The 21,744-nt window shown below is 70.4% G+C and carries 15 protein-coding genes; 7 read left to right on the top strand and 8 right to left on the bottom strand.

Annotation, left to right across the window (positions count from 1 at the left end; genetic code table 11):
• Positions 1–3 precede the first annotated feature (3 nt).
• The 7 genes from GEV28_RS13390 to GEV28_RS13360 all read right to left on the bottom strand — a co-directional run bounded on the left by GEV28_RS13390 (position 4) and on the right by GEV28_RS13360 (position 12,146).
• Positions 4–1,293 carry a glycosyltransferase family 2 protein gene (locus GEV28_RS13390; protein WP_291412232.1) on the bottom strand — a complete coding sequence of 430 codons (1,290 nt, stop codon included), beginning with the start codon at positions 1,291–1,293 and terminating at the stop codon, positions 4–6.
• 10 nt (positions 1,294–1,303) lie between these two features.
• Positions 1,304–3,220 carry an alpha/beta fold hydrolase gene (locus GEV28_RS13385; protein ID WP_291412186.1) on the bottom strand — a complete coding sequence of 639 codons (1,917 nt, stop codon included), beginning with the start codon at positions 3,218–3,220 and terminating at the stop codon, positions 1,304–1,306.
• 114 nt (positions 3,221–3,334) lie between these two features.
• Positions 3,335–4,054, bottom strand: coding sequence for a maleylpyruvate isomerase family mycothiol-dependent enzyme (locus tag GEV28_RS13380; RefSeq protein ID WP_291412184.1), 720 nt, complete (start codon positions 4,052–4,054; stop codon positions 3,335–3,337).
• Positions 4,055–4,216: 162 nt separating this feature from the next.
• Complete coding sequence (locus GEV28_RS13375) at positions 4,217–5,236, bottom strand: NAD-dependent epimerase/dehydratase family protein (protein ID WP_291412182.1); 1,020 nt, start codon at positions 5,234–5,236, stop codon at positions 4,217–4,219.
• 46 nt (positions 5,237–5,282) lie between these two features.
• Positions 5,283–5,756: a flavin reductase family protein gene (locus GEV28_RS13370; protein ID WP_291412230.1), complete on the bottom strand. Its 474-nt coding sequence runs from the start codon at positions 5,754–5,756 to the stop codon at positions 5,283–5,285.
• 101 nt (positions 5,757–5,857) lie between these two features.
• Positions 5,858–6,337, bottom strand: coding sequence for a thioesterase family protein (locus GEV28_RS13365; RefSeq protein WP_291412180.1), 480 nt, complete (start codon positions 6,335–6,337; stop codon positions 5,858–5,860).
• A gap of 1 nt (position 6,338) precedes the next feature.
• Complete coding sequence (locus GEV28_RS13360) at positions 6,339–12,146, bottom strand: type I polyketide synthase (protein WP_291412228.1); 5,808 nt, start codon at positions 12,144–12,146, stop codon at positions 6,339–6,341.
• Positions 12,147–12,570: 424 nt separating this feature from the next.
• Here GEV28_RS13360 and GEV28_RS13355 point away from each other — a divergent pair, with 424 nt between their 5' ends.
• The 7 genes from GEV28_RS13355 (at position 12,571) to GEV28_RS13325 (ending at position 20,806) form a co-directional block, all read left to right on the top strand.
• Positions 12,571–13,398, top strand: coding sequence for an AfsR/SARP family transcriptional regulator (locus GEV28_RS13355; RefSeq protein WP_291412178.1), 828 nt, complete (start codon positions 12,571–12,573; stop codon positions 13,396–13,398).
• Positions 13,399–13,423: 25 nt separating this feature from the next.
• Entirely contained in the window at positions 13,424–14,398 is a 975-nt protein-coding gene (locus tag GEV28_RS13350) for a hypothetical protein (protein ID WP_291412176.1), read from the top strand.
• A 27-nt stretch (positions 14,399–14,425) separates the two neighbouring features.
• A complete protein-coding gene (locus GEV28_RS13345) occupies positions 14,426–15,421 on the top strand; it encodes a DUF1702 family protein (protein WP_291412174.1) in 996 nt (331 codons plus the stop codon).
• A 111-nt stretch (positions 15,422–15,532) separates the two neighbouring features.
• Positions 15,533–16,513 (top strand): DUF1702 family protein, encoded by a 981-nt coding sequence (locus GEV28_RS13340; protein ID WP_291412172.1) that lies wholly within the window; start codon positions 15,533–15,535, stop codon positions 16,511–16,513.
• Positions 16,510–18,450 carry an ASPIC/UnbV domain-containing protein gene (locus tag GEV28_RS13335; protein WP_291412170.1) on the top strand — a complete coding sequence of 647 codons (1,941 nt, stop codon included), beginning with the start codon at positions 16,510–16,512 and terminating at the stop codon, positions 18,448–18,450. Before GEV28_RS13340 ends, GEV28_RS13335 begins: the two co-directional genes overlap by 4 nt.
• Entirely contained in the window at positions 18,447–19,427 is a 981-nt protein-coding gene (locus tag GEV28_RS13330; RefSeq protein WP_291412169.1) for an enediyne biosynthesis protein, read from the top strand. The genes GEV28_RS13335 and GEV28_RS13330 overlap by 4 nt, the downstream gene beginning before the upstream one ends.
• Entirely contained in the window at positions 19,424–20,806 is a 1,383-nt protein-coding gene (locus GEV28_RS13325; RefSeq protein ID WP_291412167.1) for a cytochrome P450, read from the top strand. Before GEV28_RS13330 ends, GEV28_RS13325 begins: the two co-directional genes overlap by 4 nt.
• A gap of 84 nt (positions 20,807–20,890) precedes the next feature.
• Here GEV28_RS13325 and GEV28_RS13320 read toward each other — a convergent pair whose 3' ends face one another.
• Positions 20,891–21,631 (bottom strand): helix-turn-helix transcriptional regulator, encoded by a 741-nt coding sequence (locus GEV28_RS13320; protein ID WP_291412165.1) that lies wholly within the window; start codon positions 21,629–21,631, stop codon positions 20,891–20,893.
• Between the last annotated feature and the right edge of the window lie 113 nt (positions 21,632–21,744).

Genomic DNA, 21,744 nt, shown 5'->3' with positions numbered 1-21,744 from the left:
TGGTTACTCACCGATCGCCTCAGCCGCGCCGACCTGTGCGGGCCTGCTCGGGTCGCCGTAGCCCAGCTCGCCGGTCCAGGTGCCCGGCGGCACATGACCGTTGAATGGTTCGCCGTCCGCTCGGCGCATCGCCGGCCGGCGATGCGCCAGGTGCAGGAACACGTCGTCGTACTGCGTGACCGAGCCCGCCGCGGTGATCCGGTAGAGCATGTCCTCGTCCTCACCACCCCAGCCGCGGTAGCGCTCGTCGAACCCGCCGATACGATGGAAGATCTCCGGCCGGGTCCACAGGCAGGCACCCGGAACGTCACGTAGCAGCAGCCCGCGGGCGTAGCCGAGCGACGCCTGCCCCGCGCCCGCTCCGCATCGCTCCTCGATCATCAGGTCGCTCGACGGTTGGTCCAGCGAAAGCATCTCGGTATGGGGGAGGTGCGCGTCGTGGTCGGGGTCGGCGAACCGGGCATGGTTGCGCTCCAGGAAATGCCGGTCCACGAGGATGTCCGCGTCGAGCAGGCACAGCGTCCGTGCCCTCCCGGGCGTTCGGCGCGCACCGACGTTGAGCGTCCACGACTTGTTGAACAGGCCGTGGCCCTTGACATGCAGGTAATGGTCGACCTGTGGCTCGATGATCCCGCGCCATCTCGGGCGCTCGTCGAACTCGACCACGGTGACCCGGTACCGCTCCGCCGGGAACGACTGGTCGCGCAACGCGAGCAGGCAGGCCATCAGGTTGCGGATCCGTCCGGTCCCGTCCCGGTCGGACACCGGGATCACGACGAGGATCTCGTCGCCGGTGCCCGTCGGGCGCGCACGCCTGCCACCGGCGATCTCCGTCAACCGGTCGACGTCGGTCGGCGCTGCGGCCGGCTGGTACGACTCGCCGTGAAAGTAGTTGATGTAGACGTTGTCGTCGGCGGCATCCACCCGCCGGCGCATCATTTCGACCAAGGAGGGATCGCGAGCGAGCAGATCGGTCAACCGCGCCTGGAAATGTCGCTCGGCGTTGGTGTCGGTGGGATTCGCGACGAGTCGCCGATACGCCAGGTCGTTCGCGACGGTGTCCTCGATCTGCTCGACAACCGCGCGGTAGAAGGGGGCGCTGTGCGTCCAGTAGTCGGCGGCCGCGACCGGCACCGCGGGGTCGTGGGCGAGGACCACGTACCCGGCGATCCGTCGGGCGAAGTCCGCGCTGACCTGCTCGGCCCGCCGGTACGCCGACGCGGCGACGAATGTCGCGCCGCCCGAGCGGGTCGGCCGGATTCGTATCGGGTTGGTCCCCCGCAGCACGCACATCGGGCTGCAGTCACAGGGGTGTGGTTGCACGGTCGCTCCATCGTTCGGTTCCGGCTGTGTGCCGCAGCAGCGCTGTGGTCACCGTCTCCCAGTCGGCGCGGGCCAACTCGTGACCGGCTTGCTCCAGGACCTGCAGGGTGGCGTCGGGGATCGCGGACACCAGCGCGTGCGCGTGGGCGATGGGGTAGATCGGATCCTGGCCGCCGTGGATGACCAGGGTCGGCACGCGCACGTCGGCGAGCCGCTGTCGCCACGGTTGTCCCCACTCCATGGTGAGGTGGTTCGCCGTCGACGGCAGCACCTCGGGTGCGCGGTCGACGATCCGACCCGCGAGCCGCCGCCTGGCCACCTCGTCGAAATCGCGGGAGCGGCTGGCCAGCACGCGGTCCGAGGCGACGAGATAGTCGATCACCTCGCCGCGGTCGTCCCAGTCGGGCAGCGGAATGTCGTCGAGCTCGACGCGCACGCGTAGCGACGCGGACGGAAGGTCCGGGTTGTCCGGGCCCGGACCGCCGGGGCTGGTCGAGAGCAGCGCGATGGAGGCGACTCTCTCCTCGTGACCCAGGGCGGCCAGCTGGGCGATCATGCCACCCATGGAGATACCGACGAGATGGGCGCGGGTGATGCCGAGGCCGTCGAGTATGCCGATGGCATCGGCGGCCAGGTCACGGAGCTCATATGGTGGTTCGCCCGGCCGATAGTTGACCGACCGGCCGGTGTCGCGGTGGTCGTAGCGGATCACGAACCGCGACCCGGCCGCGAGGCGTTCGCAGAACTCGGTCTCCCAGGAGAGCATCGACGCGGACGTCCCGGCGATGAGCAGCACGGCGGGGTCCTCGGGACCGCCGAACGTCTGTACGCACAGGTGGACCCCGCCTACCCGGATCAGCCGGTCGCGGGACTCGACGTCGACCTCCGAGGGCAGCTCCTCGAGCAAGTCCCGGAACAGTCCGGCATAGGCGGCACGCTCGGCCTCGAGGCCATGCGACCGGCGTACGAACTGCCGCCCCTGCCGCCTGACCCGCTGGGCGAGTAGCTCGTCGTCCAGAAGACGCATCCCCTGCGCACGGAAGTCGTCCGGGCGGTCGAATACCAGTCCGGTGACTTCGTGCTCGACCAGGCAGGTGTTGCCGGGAATGTCGCGGACGATCACCGGGCGGCCCAGGTCCATTGCCTCGAGCACCGAGTTCGGGCTGCACTCGCTGAGCGATGTGTTCAACACCGCGTCCGCCTCCCGCATCGCGGCGTGCAGGTCGTCGCGGGTGAGCGCGCCGACATACCGCACGGCCGGACTGGATCCGATCCTGCGCAGGAGAATGTCCTCGTAGTCCGGGTCGTAGGACCGCCCGCTGATGACGAGCCGGATCCGGGGATCCACCTCGTGCCACTGCTTGACGCAGTCGACCAGGAACAGCGGATCCTTCACCGGGCGCAGGCCGGAGGGCAACAGGAGCAGCCTCGCATCCCGCTCCAGGCGCAGGCTCCTGCGCAGCGAGAATGTCGAGGGAGTGGTGTGCACGCTCTGCGGGATGTAGTGCACCTTGTCCACCACCTGCGGCCACAGCGCACCGGACCGTCGCACGAAGTCCTCGTTGAAGGCGACCAGGCAGGCCGCGCGTTCGACGGCCTCGGTCATCAGCGACCGGTACTCGGGCTCGAGCGCGTACTCGTTGAGATCGGTGCCGCCGAGGATGAGGACGTAGGGCAGGCCGATCTCCAGGAACGGCCTGCCGCTGAAGAGCGCGTGGGTGCCGAGCAACGCGTCGATCCGGTGTCTCTCGGCCACTCTGGCCAACTCACCGGGCTCCTCGGGTTCTGGCACCAGCAACACGGAGTGGTCGCTGTCTCGCAGATGTGCGGCGATCCGCCGGATCGTGGTGTCGCTGCCGGTGGCTACCGGGCTGTGGAGCAGGGCGAGAAGCTTCATGGGATCCCGTCCGACCAAGGTTGGCGGTGGCGGCCGGCACTTGCGGAGCGCAGACTGATCAGCGCGTGACATTCGGCAATCGCGCGAGCCTCCTCCAAGTTGCCGAGACAACGGTCAGCGAATCAGTGGCTCGACGGGCGATTCCGGTGGACAGAACGGACCCCACGTGAATGCGGGCAGCCATCGATGTGAGTCGCGGTCCCAGTCCAGCGCGGTGATTTGATCGTGCGTGCGTCGGCCCGCGAGTGACCGGTAGAGGTCGTAGCGGTCGGCGGTGAGGGTGGCCGTCGGTTCACCGTGGCCGATGGTCCACTGAGTGTCGCCCGAGGACAGTCGCACGGCTGGCAGACGATGCGCGGTCACCGAGTTGGCGAAGCCGGTCGCCAGTACCTCGAAAGCGCCGGCGAACGCGCTGTGTTCGTCCGGTAAGTCGGCGCCCAGTGCGTACCGGAGGTCGAGCTCGTGGGTGAACGTGTCCATCACGAGGATGGTGCCGGCCCGACCGCCGCAGTCGGCGATCAGTTGGTCGGCCGTGGTACCGAGCCTGGCCCATTCGTCGAGCAGGCCGACGGTGTCCATGTGCGTCGGTGGGGTCGCTCGCGCCGCCGGCCAGCCACTGAGCTGTCCGATCGCGAGCGCGGTCACGTTGACGAGGTGGCCGAGCAGGTCCTGGATGGTCCACTGCGGACATGACGGTACGGTGACCCGCACGTCGACCTCGTTTGTGGACAGCAGCTCGGTCACGCTCTCACGCACGTGTCGGTAGGCGATCTGGTTCGGCACCCGGACGCCACGCATCGTCGGCTGTCCGAGCTCGTGCAGGCTGGTGTCCATGCTCACTCCGGGCTGTCTACAGTGGAATATTGCCGTGCTTTCGACGCGGCGCCGGCTTGCGCTTGGTTCGCAGCATCGCGGCGGGCTCCGGCGGTGTGGTCCGATGTGGACCTGGAACCGGAACCAGCGGGGTGGGGGGCACGAAATCGTGCTCGGCGGAACTCATCCGACCACCGTGCTCCGCGTGGCGAGCCGACCGGCTGCCCGGTCGGTGAGGTGACCGGCGCGGTGCAGCCACCTGACCGTGTCGGCGAAGGTCTCGGCGGTGGGACGAGACACGAGGCCGTTGGTATCGGCGGTCTCGTCCACTCTGGTCGCCGAGGCACACGTGTAGATGGCGCCGTACTCGGCCGGGATGTGCCACGGCCACACCCGTTGGACGAGGCCGGCGAGCGCGCCGACGGGCAGCATCACGCGCGCCGGAAGGTACCCGGCAGGCAGGGTCCGGCCGGTGACCTCTCGCAGCGTGTGCAGGTACCGGCGGGTGGTCAGGTAGTGGCCAGGACCGAAGTATCGGGCGGCACCGTCGCCGGTGACGAGCGACGCGTGCAGCGCGGCGGTGTCGCGCACGTCGCCGAGCGGGAACCCACCGAGCGGCCAGAGCGGCATCAGCCCACGCAGCGTGTCACGCAGCCGGCGGGTCCCGTCACCGAGTTTGGGATCGTGCGGGCCGAGCAGTGCCGGTGGGTAGGTGATCGCGACTGGCGCGCCCTCCGCCTGGTGCCGGCGTGCCACCCGGTCGGCGGCGGCCTTGCTGGCCAGGTAGCTCTCGCGGGCCCTGCCCACTGGGGAGTCGGCGTGCAGGGGAGCATGCGGAGAGGGGAACAAGGCGGCGACGCTCGACACGTACACCGTGCGCCGCACACCGCTCGCGCGGGCCTGTGCGAGGACCAGTTCCGTACCGTTCTCGTTGGTGCGACACAGCTCTCGGCGATGTCTCGGGTCGAAGGAGTACACCGACGCCGCGTGCAGCACCACGTCGGCGCCACGTACCACCCGCGCCACCGACGCCTCGTCGAGAACGTCGCCGACCGCCACGTCCAGATCGCCCGGCGGGATGCCGAGGGGTGTCATGGCGCGGTCCACAGCGGACTCGTCGCGCGCCAGCAGGCGGACCTGGTGTCCGGCGCGGAGGATCGCCGCCACCGAGTGGGCGCCGACGTACCCTGTCCCGCCCGTCACGCACACCAGCATCATCAACCATCTCCCCGCAGGTTCGGGTCATCGGTCAGGCACTACGTGCCGGGGACGTGCTGTGGTGATGATGGAAGCCGCCGTGCAGGAACAGCAGCGCCTGGCCGGCGCCTCGGCTCGCGCTCAGCACCGTGCCGAGGAAGATCGAGTGGTCGCCGCCCTCGTAGACCTCGGAAAGGTCGCACTCCAGCCACGCCAGCGAACCCGTCATCAACGGCACACCCGTGTGACGCCCGGGGAACCAGTCCACCCGGTCGAACTGCGCGAGGCCGGCTGGTCGGTCGCGGCTCGCGAAGTAGCGCGCGACGCCCTCCTGCTCGGTGCTCAGCACCGAGACGCCGAAGTTCCGCGCGTCCAGGATCGCGTCGTGCATGCGCGCGGTGCGGGCCACGCAACACAGCACCATCGGCGGGTCGAGAGACACGGAGGTGAACGCGTTGGCGGTCATCCCGTGCGCGCGCTCACCGCGCGCCGTGAGCACCGTGATCCCGGTGGCGAACTGGGCCATCACCTCGCGCAGGGCACGCTTGGACGTCTCCTGTTCGTTCCCCCGCAGCAACGGCACCGCCGGTGCGGTCGACGGCAGGCGTGGCTCCTGCCGCTCGCCGGTCAACGCGCGTCCCTCGCGCCGGCCGGCTCGGTCGCCGGGAGCGTTGGCCGAGGGGTGCCCGAGTACGGCACGAGCGCGTCCCGCAGCGCCGAGGGCACCCTGGCCGGCGCCGTGTCGGTGTTGGGTCCCCGCATGCACGCGATCCGCTGTCGGCCCCGTGCCACCAGGTGTTCCAGACCGTCGGACAACTTCACATAGTCGAAGCTGAACTGGATCTGGGTCTGGGTCAGCTCCTCCAACCGCATCCGCACGGACAGCTCGTCGAACGCGGTGATCTCGGCGAAGAACTCGCATTCCACCTTCAGCGTGAACAGCTTCAGGTCGCGCTGCAGCTCGGCGAGCACCTGCGGTGCCTTCTCCTTGAGGAACATCTCCCGGCAGCGGCCCTGCCAGCGCAGGTAGTTCACGTAGTAGACGTTGCCGACGAGGTTGGTCTCCTCGAAGCCCACCGTGTGGAGGATTTCGTAGTACCCAGCCATGTCAGTTCTCCTCTCCCGACAGGACGGCGAAGACCACCGGCTCGGAAACGTCGTTGACGGTGGTCACCCAGGTCGCGATCCGGGTGTCGCCGTCCGACAGCAGCACCCAGCCCTCCTGGTCGACCCGATCGAGGGTGAGCGCCTGCGTTGTGATCCCGGCCTTGCGCAGGCATTCCAGCGCGCTCCAGACCCGGGTCGCGGCCGTCGATGCAGACTCGCCCGCCTCGGTCGCGACGAGGTCGCACACGCCGATCTGCCGCTCGCCGAGCAGGCCGACCCAGTCCTGCGCGGCACGTTCCACGACGACCTCGACGTCGCAGGACATCCGCCCGGCGCCGGTGACGACCATCGTGAGAGTCGCGCCGTGGGTCGCGGACACCGTGCCCCCGTCAATCTCCGGCCGCCCGTCGGGCCGGTACCGGACTCCGGCGCGGCGGCCGAGCGCCCGACTCGCCGCGAGCTCGGTCTGGGCGCGTCGGTCGGCGGCCTCGACCAGACCGGTGACCGGGTCGGGTTCGACCGCGACCGCCCTCGTGCCGCCGAGCACCCGCTCGGCCGCGCGCTCCAGGTACGAGCCGAGGAGCGAGGGCACCCACGGCCCTTCGCCGTTGCGCCTGCGAACAGCGCGCAGCGTCAGTCCTTCCCAACGCTCCACCACGACGCCCGACGTGTTCAGTACGTCGACGTCATAGACATAGCTGTCGCCGTCCTGCGACCGCTCCCGCGCGTCCATGATCACGATCTCGGCGTCCTGGTCGCTCGGGTTCGCCAGGTATAGTTTCTCGATGCTCTGCGGCAGCAGCGTCGCGTCGGGTACGCAGCACTGGATCGCGTGCATGACCGCGTCGCGGGTGCCCGGGTCGGCGAGTACCCGCTCCTGCGGGAGGAACGCCGCGAACCACGGTGTCGGCGCCGTGGTGGACAGCTCGGCCACCGCGTGCCGTGCGCTCGTCCGCCGGTAGGTCAGCAGTCGCTGGAACCGCTTGCCCTGGAACAGCACGCTGCCGTACAGCTCGGTCACCGGGTCGACCGGCACAGCCGGAAGCCCGGTGTCGACGGTGCCGGTGGCGACGGGCGGCTGCGGGCGGGGGAAGCGGAGCTGTGCGCGGAAGTGGTCCGCGCCGAACCCGGTCTCATCACTGCGGATGGCGACCGACACGGTCTCCGGGTCCGTGGCGAGCGCGACCAGCCGGATCGTGGTCGAGCCATCGGGCCGCACCACGACGGGGCGCAGGAACTCGACGTCCTCCAGCAGCGGCGGCACCGGATGCCTGGTGAGCGCGGTGGCCACCTGGGTCATCGCCTCCATCCCGATCACGGCCGGGAACAGCAGGTCGCCGTCGAGCAGGTGATCGGCCAGGTACGGGTCGCTACCCGCGGTCAGCTCCGCTTCCGTGACGAGCTCGACCCCCGGGTAGTGCACCTGCACGCGGTCGATGAACCGGGTCAGCGGCAGCTCCGCACGGTTCAGGTTGATCGTGGGCAGTCCGGCCGCCCGGCCGCTGACCACCAGGACCGGGCCGGCCGACGGGTCGGCGAGCACCCGGCGCAGCACCGCGATGCCGTTGTCCATGGAGATCGGCGTGATGCCCTCCCGCATCAGCGCCTCGACCACGCCCAGCCGCTCGCCCATGCCCGCGCCCGACCACACCGACCACTCGAGCGCCAGGGCGCGCGCGTTCGGGTGCGCGCGCTGGAACTCGACGGTCAGCTCGGTCATCCAGTCGTTGGCGGTGGCGTAATGGGCCTCGCCGCGCAGGCCGGCCCGGCCGATGATGCTGCCGAAGGTGACCAGCAGCTTGATCCGGTCGGCGTCGACCGCGGCCAGCACGGTCCGCAGCCCGGCGATCTTCGGCGCGAGCGTCTGGGTGAACTGGGCGCCGGTGAGGTTCGTCAGCGCGTTCGGCTCGTTGCGTCCGGCGCCGTGCAGCACGGCGGTGACCGGGCCGAGGTCGTCCTCGATCCGCGCGACCGCCGCGGCGACCTGTTCGGCGGAGGTGACGTCGGCGCGCTCGTAGCGCACGTCGACGCCGGCCGCGGCCATCCGGGACAGGTTGGTCGAGACCTCCTCGTCGGTGGTCGGGTCGGCCCGGCCGATCAGCGCGAGCGTCAGCCCCGAGTCCAGTGCCATGGCCAGCGCGCACTCCGCGGTGATGCCCTTGGCGCCACCGGTCACCAGCAGCACGTCGCCCTCGGTCAACGGGTTCGCATCGGGCCGCGCGACCGCGGGCAGCGCCCGCAGCACCGGCACGGTCCGGGTGCCCTCGGCGTCGTAGCCGACCTCGGTGAACCCGGCGGGCGTTGCGGCGACGTCGGCGACCACCCGGCCGACCGCGGCCTCGATGTCCTCCGGCGAGCTCGGCACGGCGTCGGCCAGGGTGACCACCGTGGTCGGCACCGACGGGCGCTCGAGGTGCAGCGTCCGCGCCAGACCCGAGGCGCCCAGGCTCTGCTGGACGACCACGAACCGGGTGTCGGCCGCTGCCGCGACCGCCTGCTGGCCGGCCGCCAGGATCAGCTCGACATGGTCCTCCCCGCTGGCTGGCAGGCACAGCAGCACGCCGTCCCCGACGCCGGCCTCGACCAGCGCCGCGCGCAGCCGCTCCGCAAGCGAGTGACCGGCCGGGGCGAACAGCGACCAGGTGCCGGGAGAGCCGGTGCCGAAGGACAGCGACGTGCGCGTGGCCGGCAGGTGGTCGACGGAGAACGGGCGCACCCACGGCGCATAGCCGGGGACCTCCCCCGGGCCGGTGGCGCCGTCCTGGGCGGTGTCGTCGAGCTGGTCGATCATGCCGGCCAGCTCGCCGAGCGTCACCGTGGCGAAGTTCGCGGTCGCGGCGAGCGCCGGCCGGCCGAGCTCGCGGGTCGCGTCGTTGACGATCTGACCCACCGTGATCGAGCTCAGGTGCAGGTCGTCGAGCGGGTGGGTCTGCGCGGTGACGGTCTCGAGGGGCAGCTCGACCCGCTCCGCGGCGAGCCGGCGCAGCACGTCGAGGGTGGCGGACGGCTCGCTCGCGGCGGGTGTGGCGGTCTCGATCGCGGCCACCGGCTTGGCGTCGAGCACCAGCCCGGCGGAGATCTCCGGCGCGGTCTCGCAGGGGCTCGCGAGGAACGTCAGCGCGGCGTCCTCGGTGATCGGCCGCACCACCCGGTCGGCGAACAGCGCCGTCGGATCCACGTCGGCACCGAGCGCGAACGCCGCGCCGACCGCGCCGAGCAGCGGAGTCAGCGATGAGCTGTCGGTGTCCAGCGCCAGCACCGCCTTGTCCGGCGCCTGCTGGGCCACGAGCCCCGACAACACCCGGCCGGGCCCGACCTCGAGCACGAGGTCCGCGTCGGCGACGGCCTTGGCCGCGGCCTCCTGGAAGCGCACCGGCCGCACCACCTGGTCGACCAGGAGCGCGCGCAGGTCGGTGCCCGCGTCGAGCACCTCGCCGGTGACCGTGGAGACGACCGGCCGGTTCAGCACGCCGAAGTCGAACTCGCCGAGGCGCTCGGCCATCGCGGCCGCGGCCGGGTGCACCAGCGGCGAGTGGAAGGCGTGCGACACGTTGAGCCGGGTCGCGGTCAGGCCGCGGGAGCGGGCCAGCGCGCACACCGCGTCGACGTCCGTGGCAGGGCCGGCGATCACGGTCTGGGCCGGCCCGTTGAAGCCGGCGATGACCGCCTCGCGGTCGCCGACGAGCGCCTCGACGGTGGCCGGGTCGGCCGACAGGCCGGCCATCGCGCCGCCGGTGCGGCTCGCGTGGGCCATCACCTGCCCGCGCGTGGCGGCGAGCCGCAGCAGGTCGCCGCCGCCCAACGCGCCGGCCCAGGACAGCGCGGTCAGCTCGCCGAGGCTGTGGCCGACCGCGATGTCCGCGTCGATGCCGAGCGTGTGCAGCACCCGCAGGCCGGCGACCGAGCCGGCGACGATGCGCGGCTGTGCCACCTCGGTGGCGACGTGGTCGCCGGTGGCCGGCACCGAGTCGTTGCGGAAGATGTTGTCCGCCACTGCGAACCGGCGGCGGATCGCGCCGACCGTGTCGCGGCCGGAGCCCTGCCCGGGGAAGAGGTAGGCGATCCGCGGCGCGGCGGTCCGGTGGTCGAGGAACACGCCGTCCGCGGGCACAAGCAGTGTCGTGCGGCCCGCGGCGAGCTCGTCGGCGACCCGGGTCAGCTTGCGTACGGCGTCGGCCGGGTTGGTGGCCACCACCGCGGCACGGAACGGGCCGCCGGTTCGCTGGATCGCGAGCGTGCCGGCCAGGTCGGTGAGCTCGGCGAAGGAGAGCTTCGCGACCAACTCGGCCAGCCGGCGCACCCGCGCGGTCAGCTCGTCGGCGCCGGGCGCGTCGACGAGCAGCAGGTCCGCGTCCTGACGGCCGGCGACCAGCGCGCTGGTCCGGTGGCAGACCTCGGTGCGCCGTTCGCGGCCGGGGGCCTCTTCGAGCGCGATGTGCGAGTTGATCCCGCCGAAGCCCATCGCGGACACGCCGGCGCGCACCGGACCGGCGACCGGCCACAGCGCCGCGTCGCGCGGCACGTACATCGCGGCGTCGGCCTTGGTGAGCGTCGGGTGCGGCACCACGTGGCCGGTCGCCGGCGGGATGACCTGGTGGTAAACCGCGAGCGTGGCCTTGACCAGCCCGGCGACGCCGGCGGCGGCCTTGGTGTGGCCGAAGTTGCCCTTGACCGTGCTCAGCGCGGCGGGCGGGGCGGTCGGGTCGGCTTCGCGGCGGGCGCCGGACAGCGCCTCGATCTCGGTGGCGTCGCCGACCGCGGTGCCGGTGCCGTGGCCTTCGAAGTAGGACACGGTCTCCACACCGTAACCCGCGCGGGTGTAGGCGCGGGTCAGCGCGAGCCGGTGGCCGCCCGCCTCGGGACGGGTGATGCCGCCCTTGCCGTCGGAGGAGATGCCCCAGCCGGTGATCGACGCATAGATCCGGCGGCCGCGGGCGATGGCCTCGCTCTCCCGCATCAACACCACCACGCCGCAGCCCTCGCCGGGCCAGAAGCCGTTCGAGTCCTTGTCGTAGACCTTCATCTCGCCTGTCGCGAGGGCTCCCGTCTTGGCGAAGCCGATCACCTCGAACGGGTCGATCGAGAGGTCCACGCCCCCTGCGAGCGCGACGTCCAGGTCGCCGTCCACGAGGGCCCGGGCCGCGGTCGCGATCGCCAGCAGCGACGACGAGCAGGCACCGTCCACCGTGTACCCGCCGCCGGCGAGGTCGAAGTAGTTGCAGATGCGCCCGGCGATCGTGTTCGCGAGACCGCCGGCGAGGGAGTCCTCGTCGATGGCCGGGAACGGCGCCTTGTACTGCGGCTCCAGCTCGCGCAGGAACTCGCCGGTCTCGTCCTCCGACCAACCCTTTGCGGCCAACGCCGCGGCGACCGTGCGCCGCACGTACGGCCAGCGCAGCCGCATGATGTTGGCCCGGGAGAACTCGCCGGTGAGGCTGTTGCCCAGGACGACCCCGGTGGTGCGGCCCGGCAGGCCCGCGCCGGCCGGGTAACCGGCGTCGGCGAGCGCCATGGCCGTGGTGTCCAGCGCCAGCCAGTGGGTCAGGTCGGTGGACCGGAAGGTACTGCCGGCGATCTTGTACTGCACCCGGTCGAACTCGAAGTCCCGCAGCACAGCGGCCTGGGTCGAGTAGAACCGATCCGGGGCATGCGGATCAGCAGACCAGTAGTCGGCCTGGTTCATCCGCTCGTCCGGCAACCGTCGGAAAGCCCTGCGCCCGGCGAGCACGTTCTCCCAGAGTTCCTCCGGGGAAGTGGCATCAGGATAGCGCAGACCAATACCGATAATGGCGACCCGCTCGTTGCCCACGTTCACCGCCTCACGGCCATACACGAATCGAATGCCACACGGGTTTCCGTCGACATTGCCTGCGCGACCTGACATTCGGCCTCGTGAGAATGCACGACGAGGGCGACGTGTCTGGCGTCGCACACGAACGTCAACCAGCGTGCAACAGCGGGTATCACGGCGCCTACTCCTGGTGTGCGGTGCCGGGAACGCGCACGAGAAACAAGATCGAAAATGTGCCGCTACTCCAAAGTTGCCATTTCTGCCGATCTGGGTCCGGCGAGCCTTCAGGCGCATTCCAGGAGATTCGCGTTTCCGCCGGACGGCATACTCTTTCGATGAGGTAAGGAGCCTTGTGCGAAACGAGGAACATGCAGAGCCCGGATGCCGTTGGCGCCGAGCGCAGCATTGGCGCATGACCCTCGTCCGGCGAGGGAGCTGACTGATGCGAGCTGAAATCAACGTGCTCGGCCCACTGGAGGCTGTCATCGAGGGCGTCTCGGTGGTGCCGACCGCTGGCAAGCCGCGACAGCTCCTGGCGATGTTCGGACTCAACCCGGGCCGGGTGGTGACCACCGCTGCGCTGATGGAGGAACTGTGGGCGGACAGCACACCGCGCAGCGCCCACAGCACCCTGCAGACCTACGTGTTGCACCTCCGCAAGCTGATCCGCAACGCACTGCCGGCCGACCAGAGGCTCCAGCCCAACGAGCTCCTGGTCACCAGGCACACCGGGTACCTGCTGCAGGTCGAGCCCGAGACGGTGGACGCGGTTCGATACGACCAGTTGGCCGCGGCCGGCCGGGTCGCCAGCGCCGCGGGGGACTATGCCAAGGCCCAACGGCTGCTGTCCGCCGCGCTCGCGCTGTGGCGCGGGCCGGTGCTGGTGGACGTGGTGGCCGGCCCGCAGCTGGACATCGAGGCGACGCGGTTGACGGAGACGCGGCTTTCCGATCTGACCCTGCGCATCGATACGGACCTCTACTTCGGCCGACACCAGCAGTTGCTCGGCGACCTGGCCGCGCTGTGTGCCCGGCACCCGTACATGGAGAACTTCCGCGCCCAATACATGCTCGCGCTGTACCGCTCCGGCCGTCGCGGTCAGGCGCTCGAGGTCTACCACGACATGTGGACGACGACCCGCGACCACTTCGGGGTCCAACCGTCGGCCCGGCTGCGCCAGTTGCAGCGGGCGATGCTCGACGGGGACGCCGTGGTGGACGACCCCAAGTTGATGGTGAACACCTGGGTGCCGGAGGCCATCGCCGGCTAGTCCCCGACCGCAAGGAGCGTCCACGATGACCCAGCTCGATACCCAGTACGTCCAGCAGGAGCCGGACCCCACCCGGGATACGTCGATCGCCGACGGCCACATCCCCCGCCGGCGCGGTCGGGTGGTGCTCTTCGGTGTGCTCGGCGGGTTCCTCCTCACCGTCGGGTGGTCGGCGTCCTTCGTGGACAGTGTGATCGGCGACTCGGTGGCCAACACCGTGCTCGGCCACGACGCGAAGCAGACCGCCATCGCCGGCGTCGGCTCCGGGATCGTGTTCGCGTTCGTCTCCGGGCTTGCCGGCACGTTCACCGCGTGCAACATCGCGGTGTTCGGCACGGTCGCGCCGCTCATCGGCGGCGTCGGCGGCCGCTGGCACCGGGTGCGCGCGGTGCTGGCGCCGCTGCTGTGGCTCGCCGCCGGCATGGTCGTGGTCTCCGCGGCGTACGGCGTCGTCGTCGGGCTCGTCGGGACCGGCATGCCGCAGTTCGACACCGCGCCGAGCGCACCCGGGGAGCTGTCCTCGCGCAGCGTCCAGTCTATGGCGGTGTTCGGCGTGGTCGGGCTCACCATGACCTACCTCGGCCTCGCCTCGCTCGGCCTGGTGCGCGATCCGTTCGCACGGCTCGGCGCGCGCCTCCCCCACGCGCGCCTGGTGTTCTTCGGTGCGCTGATCGGCGGTTTCCTGATCGGCCGGCCGTTCCCGTTGTTCCGCAAGCTGTTCCGGGACGCCGCCGAGGAGCACAACCCGCTGTACGGCGCGGCCGCGTTCGTGCTGCAGTCGCTCGGCAACATCCTCGTGCTGGCCGTGCTGTTGCTGCTCACCGCGCTGCTCGCGGGCGAGCGGACGCGGCGCTGGCTCACCGCTGCCCCGGCGCGGCTGACCGTCCTGTCCGCGTCCGCTCTGCTGGTGGCCGGCGTGTTCACGTTCCTGTACTGGGACGTCCGGCTCCTCGCCATGCGGGAGATCATCCCGTGGTTCCCGCTCGCGCCCTGGGTGTGATGTCGAAAATACCGTGGAGGACATGAGATGCCAGCGATCCTTGGCGCCCTGCGCAGGCTGATACTCACCCCGAGGCTGCGGGCGGTGACATTCGCCGAACGGAAGTTCCCGGGCGCCGGGTCGCCGGCCACGGGGCAGCTCGAGGCAATTCCGGAGTCGGTGATCTGCGGCTTCGAGTGGGGCATCGAGCACCGCACCCTGTGGGACGTCGAGCGGCGGTTGGAGACCGTGGCGCCGGAGCTGCGTGGGTTCGCCTACGAGGGCGCCACGATGGCCTACGCGGTGCGCGACGCGATGGCCGGCGGTCGCGGCACCCGCACCAAGCGGCTGCTGGAGGGACCCGGTCTGCCGCACATCTTCCTCACCTACATCGGCGTCGGCTTCGCCATGGCGCGGCTGCCGAGGGTGCTGTGGCGCACGATCATGCCCGATCTCGATGGCGTGCCGGTCCACCCGACGATGAGCTGGCTGGCGGTCGACGGATACGGCTTCGACCTCGCCTACTTCCACACCCGCAAAGTCGTCGGCGAACAGCGGCCGTTCCGGCCGTACCCGTGGCTGGGCGCCCCCGACTACTTCCCGCGGGCCGCCGACCAGGGCGTCGGCCGGGCGCTGTGGTTCATCGAGGGCGCGCTGCCGGACCGGGTGGCGGCAGCGGTGAACCGCTTCGCCGAGAACCGTCGGGCCGACCTGTGGAGCGGTGTCGGGCTCGCCGCGACGTTCGCCGGCGGCTGCCCGGCCGAGGGCCTTACCCGGCTGGTGGACGCGGCGGGCGGGTACGCCGGCGAGGTCGCGCTCGGCTCGGTGTTCGCCGCCTCCGCGCGCGTCTCCGCCGGTCACGTGCCCGAGCACAGCCGCCTCGGCGTCGAGGTGCTCACCGGGCTGTCGGTCGAGGCGGCGGTCACCCTCGGGGCCACCACCGCGGTAGAGCCGGACGACGTCGGCCCCGGCGGCAGCCCGGCCTACGAGCTGTGGCGGGAACGGATCCGGTCGAGCTTCGACAAAGCCGCCGAAGCCGCTTGACCGATACCACTCCGAAAATGCTCGCACATCGGAAGTGGACGAATATCGGAATAAATCGAGAATTGAGCCTGACATCTTCCGGAAAATCCATCCCGATAGGGGGAGAGCACCTTGGGTAACAGCTGGCGCGCGCTCCGACGCAAAATACTGACACCCAACGTCGCGGCCACCTCGTTGGGCGTGCGGGGCTTTCACCAGAAGGACCGGGCGTCGCGGGAGCTGTTGGAGAGGATCGGTGTGGTCTTCCTCGGTGGCTACGCGGCTGCGGTCGAGGCGAGCTCGGTTGCCGACGCGCGGGATCGGCTCGCGAAGGTGGAGCGCCGGTACCGCGGTTTCGCCTACGAGGGCGCGGGGATGGGCTACGCCGTGCTCGACGGGCTGCCCCTCGGCCACCGCCACCACGCCGCGGACTTCCTGGCCGGTCCCGCCGCCGACCAGGTCTACATCGTGTACTGCGGCATCGGCTGGGCGATGGCGCGGCTGCCCAGGTTCCGCTGGCCCAAGGCCGGCGACCTCGACCCGCTGCTGCGGTGGCTCGTGCTTGACGGCTACGGGTTCCACCAGGCCTACTTCCACACCCGCAGGTACGTGCACGAGCACTTCCAGGACCCGCGGTTCCCGTGGCCCGGCGACGCGTCCGACCCGTACGCCAACCGCGCCATCGACCAGGGCATCGGCCGCGCGCTGTGGTTCGTCGGCTGCACGGACGTCGACGAGGTGGCCGCGCTGGTGTCGCGCTACCCCGCCGAGCGCCACGGCGATCTGTGGGCGGGCGTCGGCCTCGCCTCGACCTACGCGTGTGGCGCGAGCCGGGACGACCTGGTCCGCCTCGCCGAGCACGCGGGCGAGCACCGACCTCAGCTGGCCGTGGGCGCCGCGTTCGCCGCGGAGGCGCGCGTCCGGGCGGGGCTGGTGATCCCGCAGACCGCGGTCGCCACCGAGGTCCTGTGCGGGACCGACCCCGAGACGGCGGCGCGGGTCAGCGTCGACGTTCGGCCCGAACACGCGGAAAACGGTGCCGTGCCGGCCTACGAGCAGTGGCGGCAGGGCGTCGCGAACCAGTTGGTCTCCCTTGGAGGTATGAGTAAATGACCGCGAAAGTAGGTTGGCTGCGTCGACAGCTGCCCGGGGTCATCGCCGTGGTGGTGGCCGTGGTCGGCTACGTGGTGGTCAGCTTGCCGACCGTGTCGGCGGCCGAGCAGGATCGTATGGCGAGCCGGTACGACTTCACCCCGATGACAATCGCCCTGCCGGCCGCGGACAAGCAGCAGACGGTCCGTCCGGTGAACCAGGCGTACCAGCGGATCCAGGCCTGGATCTCCTCGGTCGGCGCCGCGATCGCGATGAACGACCTCGACGGCGACGGCTTGTCGAACGACCTGTGCCTGGTGGACACCCGCACCGACCAGGTGGTGGTGACCCCGACACCGGGCGCGGGCGGCGACCGGTATGCGCCGTTCGCGCTGGACCTGGCGCCACTGCCGGTCAACGACGCGATGGCGCCGATGGGCTGCGCGCCCGGCGACTTCAACGAGGACGGCCGGATGGACCTGTTGGTCTACCTGTGGGGTCGCACCCCGGTCGTCTACCTCGCGAAGGCGGGTACGTCCACACTGGACGACAATGCGTATGCGCCGACCGAGCTGGTACCGAATCCCCCTGTGCGGGACGGGAAGTACGCCGGTCCACAGTGGAACAGCAACGCCGTCGCGATCGACGACTTCGACGGTGACGGGCACGTGGACATCTTCGTCGCCAACTACTTCCCGGACAGCCCGGTGCTGGACCAGAACGTCGACGGCGGCGTGGAGATGAACGACTCCTTGTCCCACGCCATGAACAGCGGCAAGAAGATGATCTTCCGGTTCACCGGTGCCGACGCGACATCGGCCGACTTCGAGCAGGTGCCCGACTCGGTGTTCCCGGACGGCGCGCAGTGGGGCTGGACGCTCGCCGCGGCCGCCAACGACCTCGACGGCGACCTGTTGCCGGAGCTGTACATCGCCAACGATCACGGGGTCGATCACCTGCTGTACAACCGGTCGACGCCGGGGCACATCGCCTTCGGCGGGGTCATGGGCGTCCGCACGCCGGGCGTGCCGAAGTCGAAGCGGCTCGGCAACGACTCGTTCAAGGGCATGGGCATCGACTTCGCCGACCTGAACCACGACGGCATCTACGACATGTTCGTCAGCGACATCACGACGCGGTGGGGCATTCAGGAGAGCAACCTGCAGTTCGAGAGCACCGTGCACAGCCAGAAGGAGCTGCGGGCCAAGCTCCAAGCGGGCGAGGCGCCGTGGCGCGACCGCAGCGCGGAGGTCGGTACCGCGTGGTCCGGCTGGGCGTGGGACGTCAAGTTCGCCGACTACGACAACAACGGCGACCCGGAGATCACCCAGACGACAGGGTTCGTCCAGGGCGAGGCCAACCGTTGGCCGCAGCTTCAGGAACTGGCGACCGCGAACGACGGTCTGATCGAGAACCCGTGGTGGTGGCCCAACGTCGAGAAGGGCGACGACCTCGCCGGTGACCAGACACTGCACCTGTTCGTCAGGAGTGACGAGGGTCGCTACGCCGACCTGGCACCTCAGCTGGGGCTCGCCGTCCCGGTGCCCACGCGCGGCATCGCGACCGGCGACACCGACGGCGACGGCCGGTTGGACTTCGCCGTCGCGCGTCAGTTCGCCGCCCCGGTGTTCTACCGGAACACGAGCCCGTCGGTCGGCGAGTTCCTCGGGCTGCGGCTGGCCCACGAGGGGGCCGAGCAGGACTGCTCGCCGGTCGTGGGCGCGCAGGTCGCGGTGACCACATCGGACGGTCGCAGGTTCATCGAACGCGTCGACGGCGGCAGCGGCCACTCCGGCAAGCGCAGCACTGACGTCCACATCGGACTCGGCAAGGTCACCGGCGACGTCGAGGTCAACCTGAGGTGGCGGGACCGGACCGGCCAGGTGCGCGAGCAGAACCTCGAGCTGAGCACCGGCTGGCACGACCTCCAGCTCGGCAGCCAGGCCAAGGAAAGGTGAGAGACGTGGCTTCGCAAGAGCAGAAGGCGCCTGCGCGGCATAACCCGAAGGTCATCACCGCGCTGCGCAGGTTCTCGATCTCGATCTCGGTGTTCAATCTCCTCGGCTACCTGTTCCTGGGCTTCGAGCAGCCCTGGGCGTGGCCGCTCGTGGCCCTGCTGACCGCCTACACGACCGAGATCGTGCTGGAGGTCGTCGGTGCCCGCATGGACGGCCGGGACCCGCGGTTCGCCGGCAACGGGGTGCGCGGCATGGTGGAGTTCCTCTACCCGGCCCACATCACGGCACTGGCGATGAACATGCTGATCTACGTCAACGACCGGATCTTCGTGATGATATTGGGCGTGTTCATCGCGGTGAGCGCGAAGTGGGTGCTGCGTGCGCCGGTACGCGGGAAGCTCCGGCACTACATGAATCCGTCCAACTTCGGCATCGTGATGATCCTGGTGCTGTTCCCGGGCTGGGCCAGCATAGCGCCGCCGTACCACTTCACCGAGCGGATCGACCACTGGGTCGGCTGGCTGATCGTGGCGGGCATCCTGGTATCCGGCACCATGCTGAACGCCAAGCTGACCGGCCGGATGTGGCTGATCTTCGGCTGGCTGTCGTTCTTCGTGGTGCAGGCGGTCGTGCGCGGCATCCTGTTCGGCACGTCGATCCCGGCGGCGTTGGGCATGGCCACCGGCGTGGCGTTCGTGCTCTACACGAACTACATGGTCACCGACCCGGGCACGACGCCGTCCAAGCCGGCGTCCCAGTTCGCGTTCGGCGCGGGCATCGCGGGCGTCTACGGCCTGCTGATGATCGCTCACATCGCGTACGGCCTGTTCTTCGCCACCGCGGGGGTGTGCCTGATCCGCGGGCTCTTCCTGTGGTCACTGCACTTCGTGAACAAGGCGAACGAGCAGCATCAGCCGAACGCGGTCACGGAGCTGCCGAGCACGACGGCGGCCGCCGGGGAGGTACGGGCGGCATGACGGCGATCGACGAGTCGCGGGCGGCGTCCGGAGCTCTCCGGGTGCCGCCCGGCCCGCCGCGGCGCGCGACCTTCAAGCTCCTGCGGCAGCTGGCGAGCGACCGGCTTACGCTGATGTCCACGGCCGCCGCGACCTACGGCGACGCGGTGAAGGTCGGCATCGGGCCGAAGACGCTCTACTTCTTCAACCATCCCGACACGGCCAAGCACGTGCTGGCCGACAACGCGGCCAACTACGACAAGGGCATCGGCTACCAGGAGGCCAAGCGGGCACTCGGCGACGGCCTGCTCACCAGCACGGGCGAGCTGTGGCGCAAACAACGGCGGACGATCCAGCCGGTGTTCCAGAACAAACGGATCACCGGCCTCGCCGGTGTGGTCGCGGAGGAGGCCGGCCGGCTGGTCGGCCGGCTGGGCGCCCATGCCGGCGGCGCGCCGGTCGACGTGCTGACCGAGCTGACCGGGTTCACCCTCGGCGTGCTCGGCCGCACGCTGCTCGACGCCGACCTCGGCGAGTTCGACTCGATCGGGCACAGCTTCGAGGCCGTGCAGGACCAGGCGATGTTCGAGATGGAGTCGATGGGCCTGGTGCCGCAGTGGCTGCCACTGCCCAAGCAGCGTCGCTTCCGCCGCGCGCGGGCGGACCTGCAGCGGATCGTCGACAAGCTGGTCGCCGACCGGCTCGCCGACCCGCGGCCCGACGGTGACGACGTGCTGACCCGGCTGATCCACTCGACCAGTCTGGAGCACGACCCCCGGGTGGGCGCGCGGCGGATGCGCGACGAGCTGATCACGCTGCTGCTCGCCGGGCACGAGACGACCGCGAGCACGCTCGGCTGGTCGCTGCACCTGGTCGACGAGCACCCGGAGGTGGGCGAGCGCCTGCACGCGGAGGCCGTCGAGGTGCTCGGCGACCGGCTACCGACCTACTCGGACCTGGCGAAGCTGCGGTACACGGCCATGGTGCTGCAGGAGTCGATGCGCCTGTACCCGCCGGTGTGGATCCTGACCAGGCGGGCGCTGGCCGACGATGCGGTCGGCGGCTACCGGGTGCCGGCCGGTGCGGACGTCATGGTGTGTTCGTACACGATGCACAGGCACCCGTCGTTCTGGGACGCGCCGGACACGTTCGACCCGGATCGATTCGACCCGGACCGGCCAGCGGACCGGCCGCGGTACGCCTACATCCCGTTCGGCGCCGGCCCGCGTTTCTGCGTCGGCAACCACCTGGGGCTCATGGAGGCGACGTTCGTGCTGGCGCTGCTCGCGCGCGACCTGCGGTTGGCGAAGGTGCCCGGTTACCAGGTGGTCCCCGAGCCGATGCTGTCGCTGCGGGTGCGCGGAGAGCTCCCGATGACCGTCCACCCGATGGTCGGCTGAGACAGCCCTGAACGCCGGAAGTGCCGCCCGACATGTCGGGCGGCACTTCCGGCGAGTGGTTTCCGTGGCCGAGCCCCCGGTTGGTCAGGCCGCCGGCAGGGCGGCGTGGTCAACCCTGCCGGTAGCCCATGCCTGGGTGGTGGTCCACATCGGCCGGTCGAGCTGGGCGAGCAGCACCGGGGGATCGAAGATGCAGCGGCTCCGCAGCCGAAGGTCGGCACCGTGCACCGCCTGGTCCGACGCGACGGTCACCGGGCCGTATGCGGCCATGTACGCGTGGCTGGGGTCCGGCTGGTCGAAGCCCATCTCCACCGAGTGCGCGAGGATGGACCACGTGCCGTCCGGCACGTCCTCGATGGTGAACCCGCCGGCGCCGGCCAGCGTCGAGTGCCGGATCGGGACGCCCTGGGCGATCGGGCCCGCGAACAGTCCCACCACGACATGGCCGGGCTGACCGGTCGGCGGCTGCCAGACCCGGCCGGACACCACCGACCGGTGCCCCTCGCAGGGCGGCTTGGTGTTGGCGAGCGGCTTCACGTAGCCCCGATACTGCCGGTACTCGGTCGGCGAGACACCGACCGAGTACCGGAACCGTGAGCTGAACGTGCCGATGCTGTTGTAGCCGACCAGGTGGCAGATGTCGGCGACGGTCAGCGAGCTCGTCAGCAGCAGCCGCTTGGCCTCCTGCAGTCGCAACGCGGACAGGAACCGGCCGGGGGAGATCCCGGTCACCCGCTGGAAGATCCGGGAGAAGTGGAACTTGCTGAACATGGCGGTGCGGGCCATGTCGTCGATGCTGATCGGTTCACCCAAGTTGTCGTACATCGCGCGAATCACGCGCTCAACAGCCTTTTCGATGATGTCGTCCATTTATCTGGCACCGCTCAGGAGAAGGGCTTCTCGGAGTTCAACCGAATCCGACGGTAAGCTGGTTCGAA

It is taken from the genome of Actinophytocola sp. (genome assembly GCF_009379765.1).
In the GTDB taxonomy this organism is placed as follows: domain Bacteria; phylum Actinomycetota; class Actinomycetes; order Mycobacteriales; family Pseudonocardiaceae; genus Actinophytocola.
The sequence above is the reverse complement of the archived record's forward strand: the minus strand, read 5'-3'. Positions and strand labels throughout refer to the sequence as shown.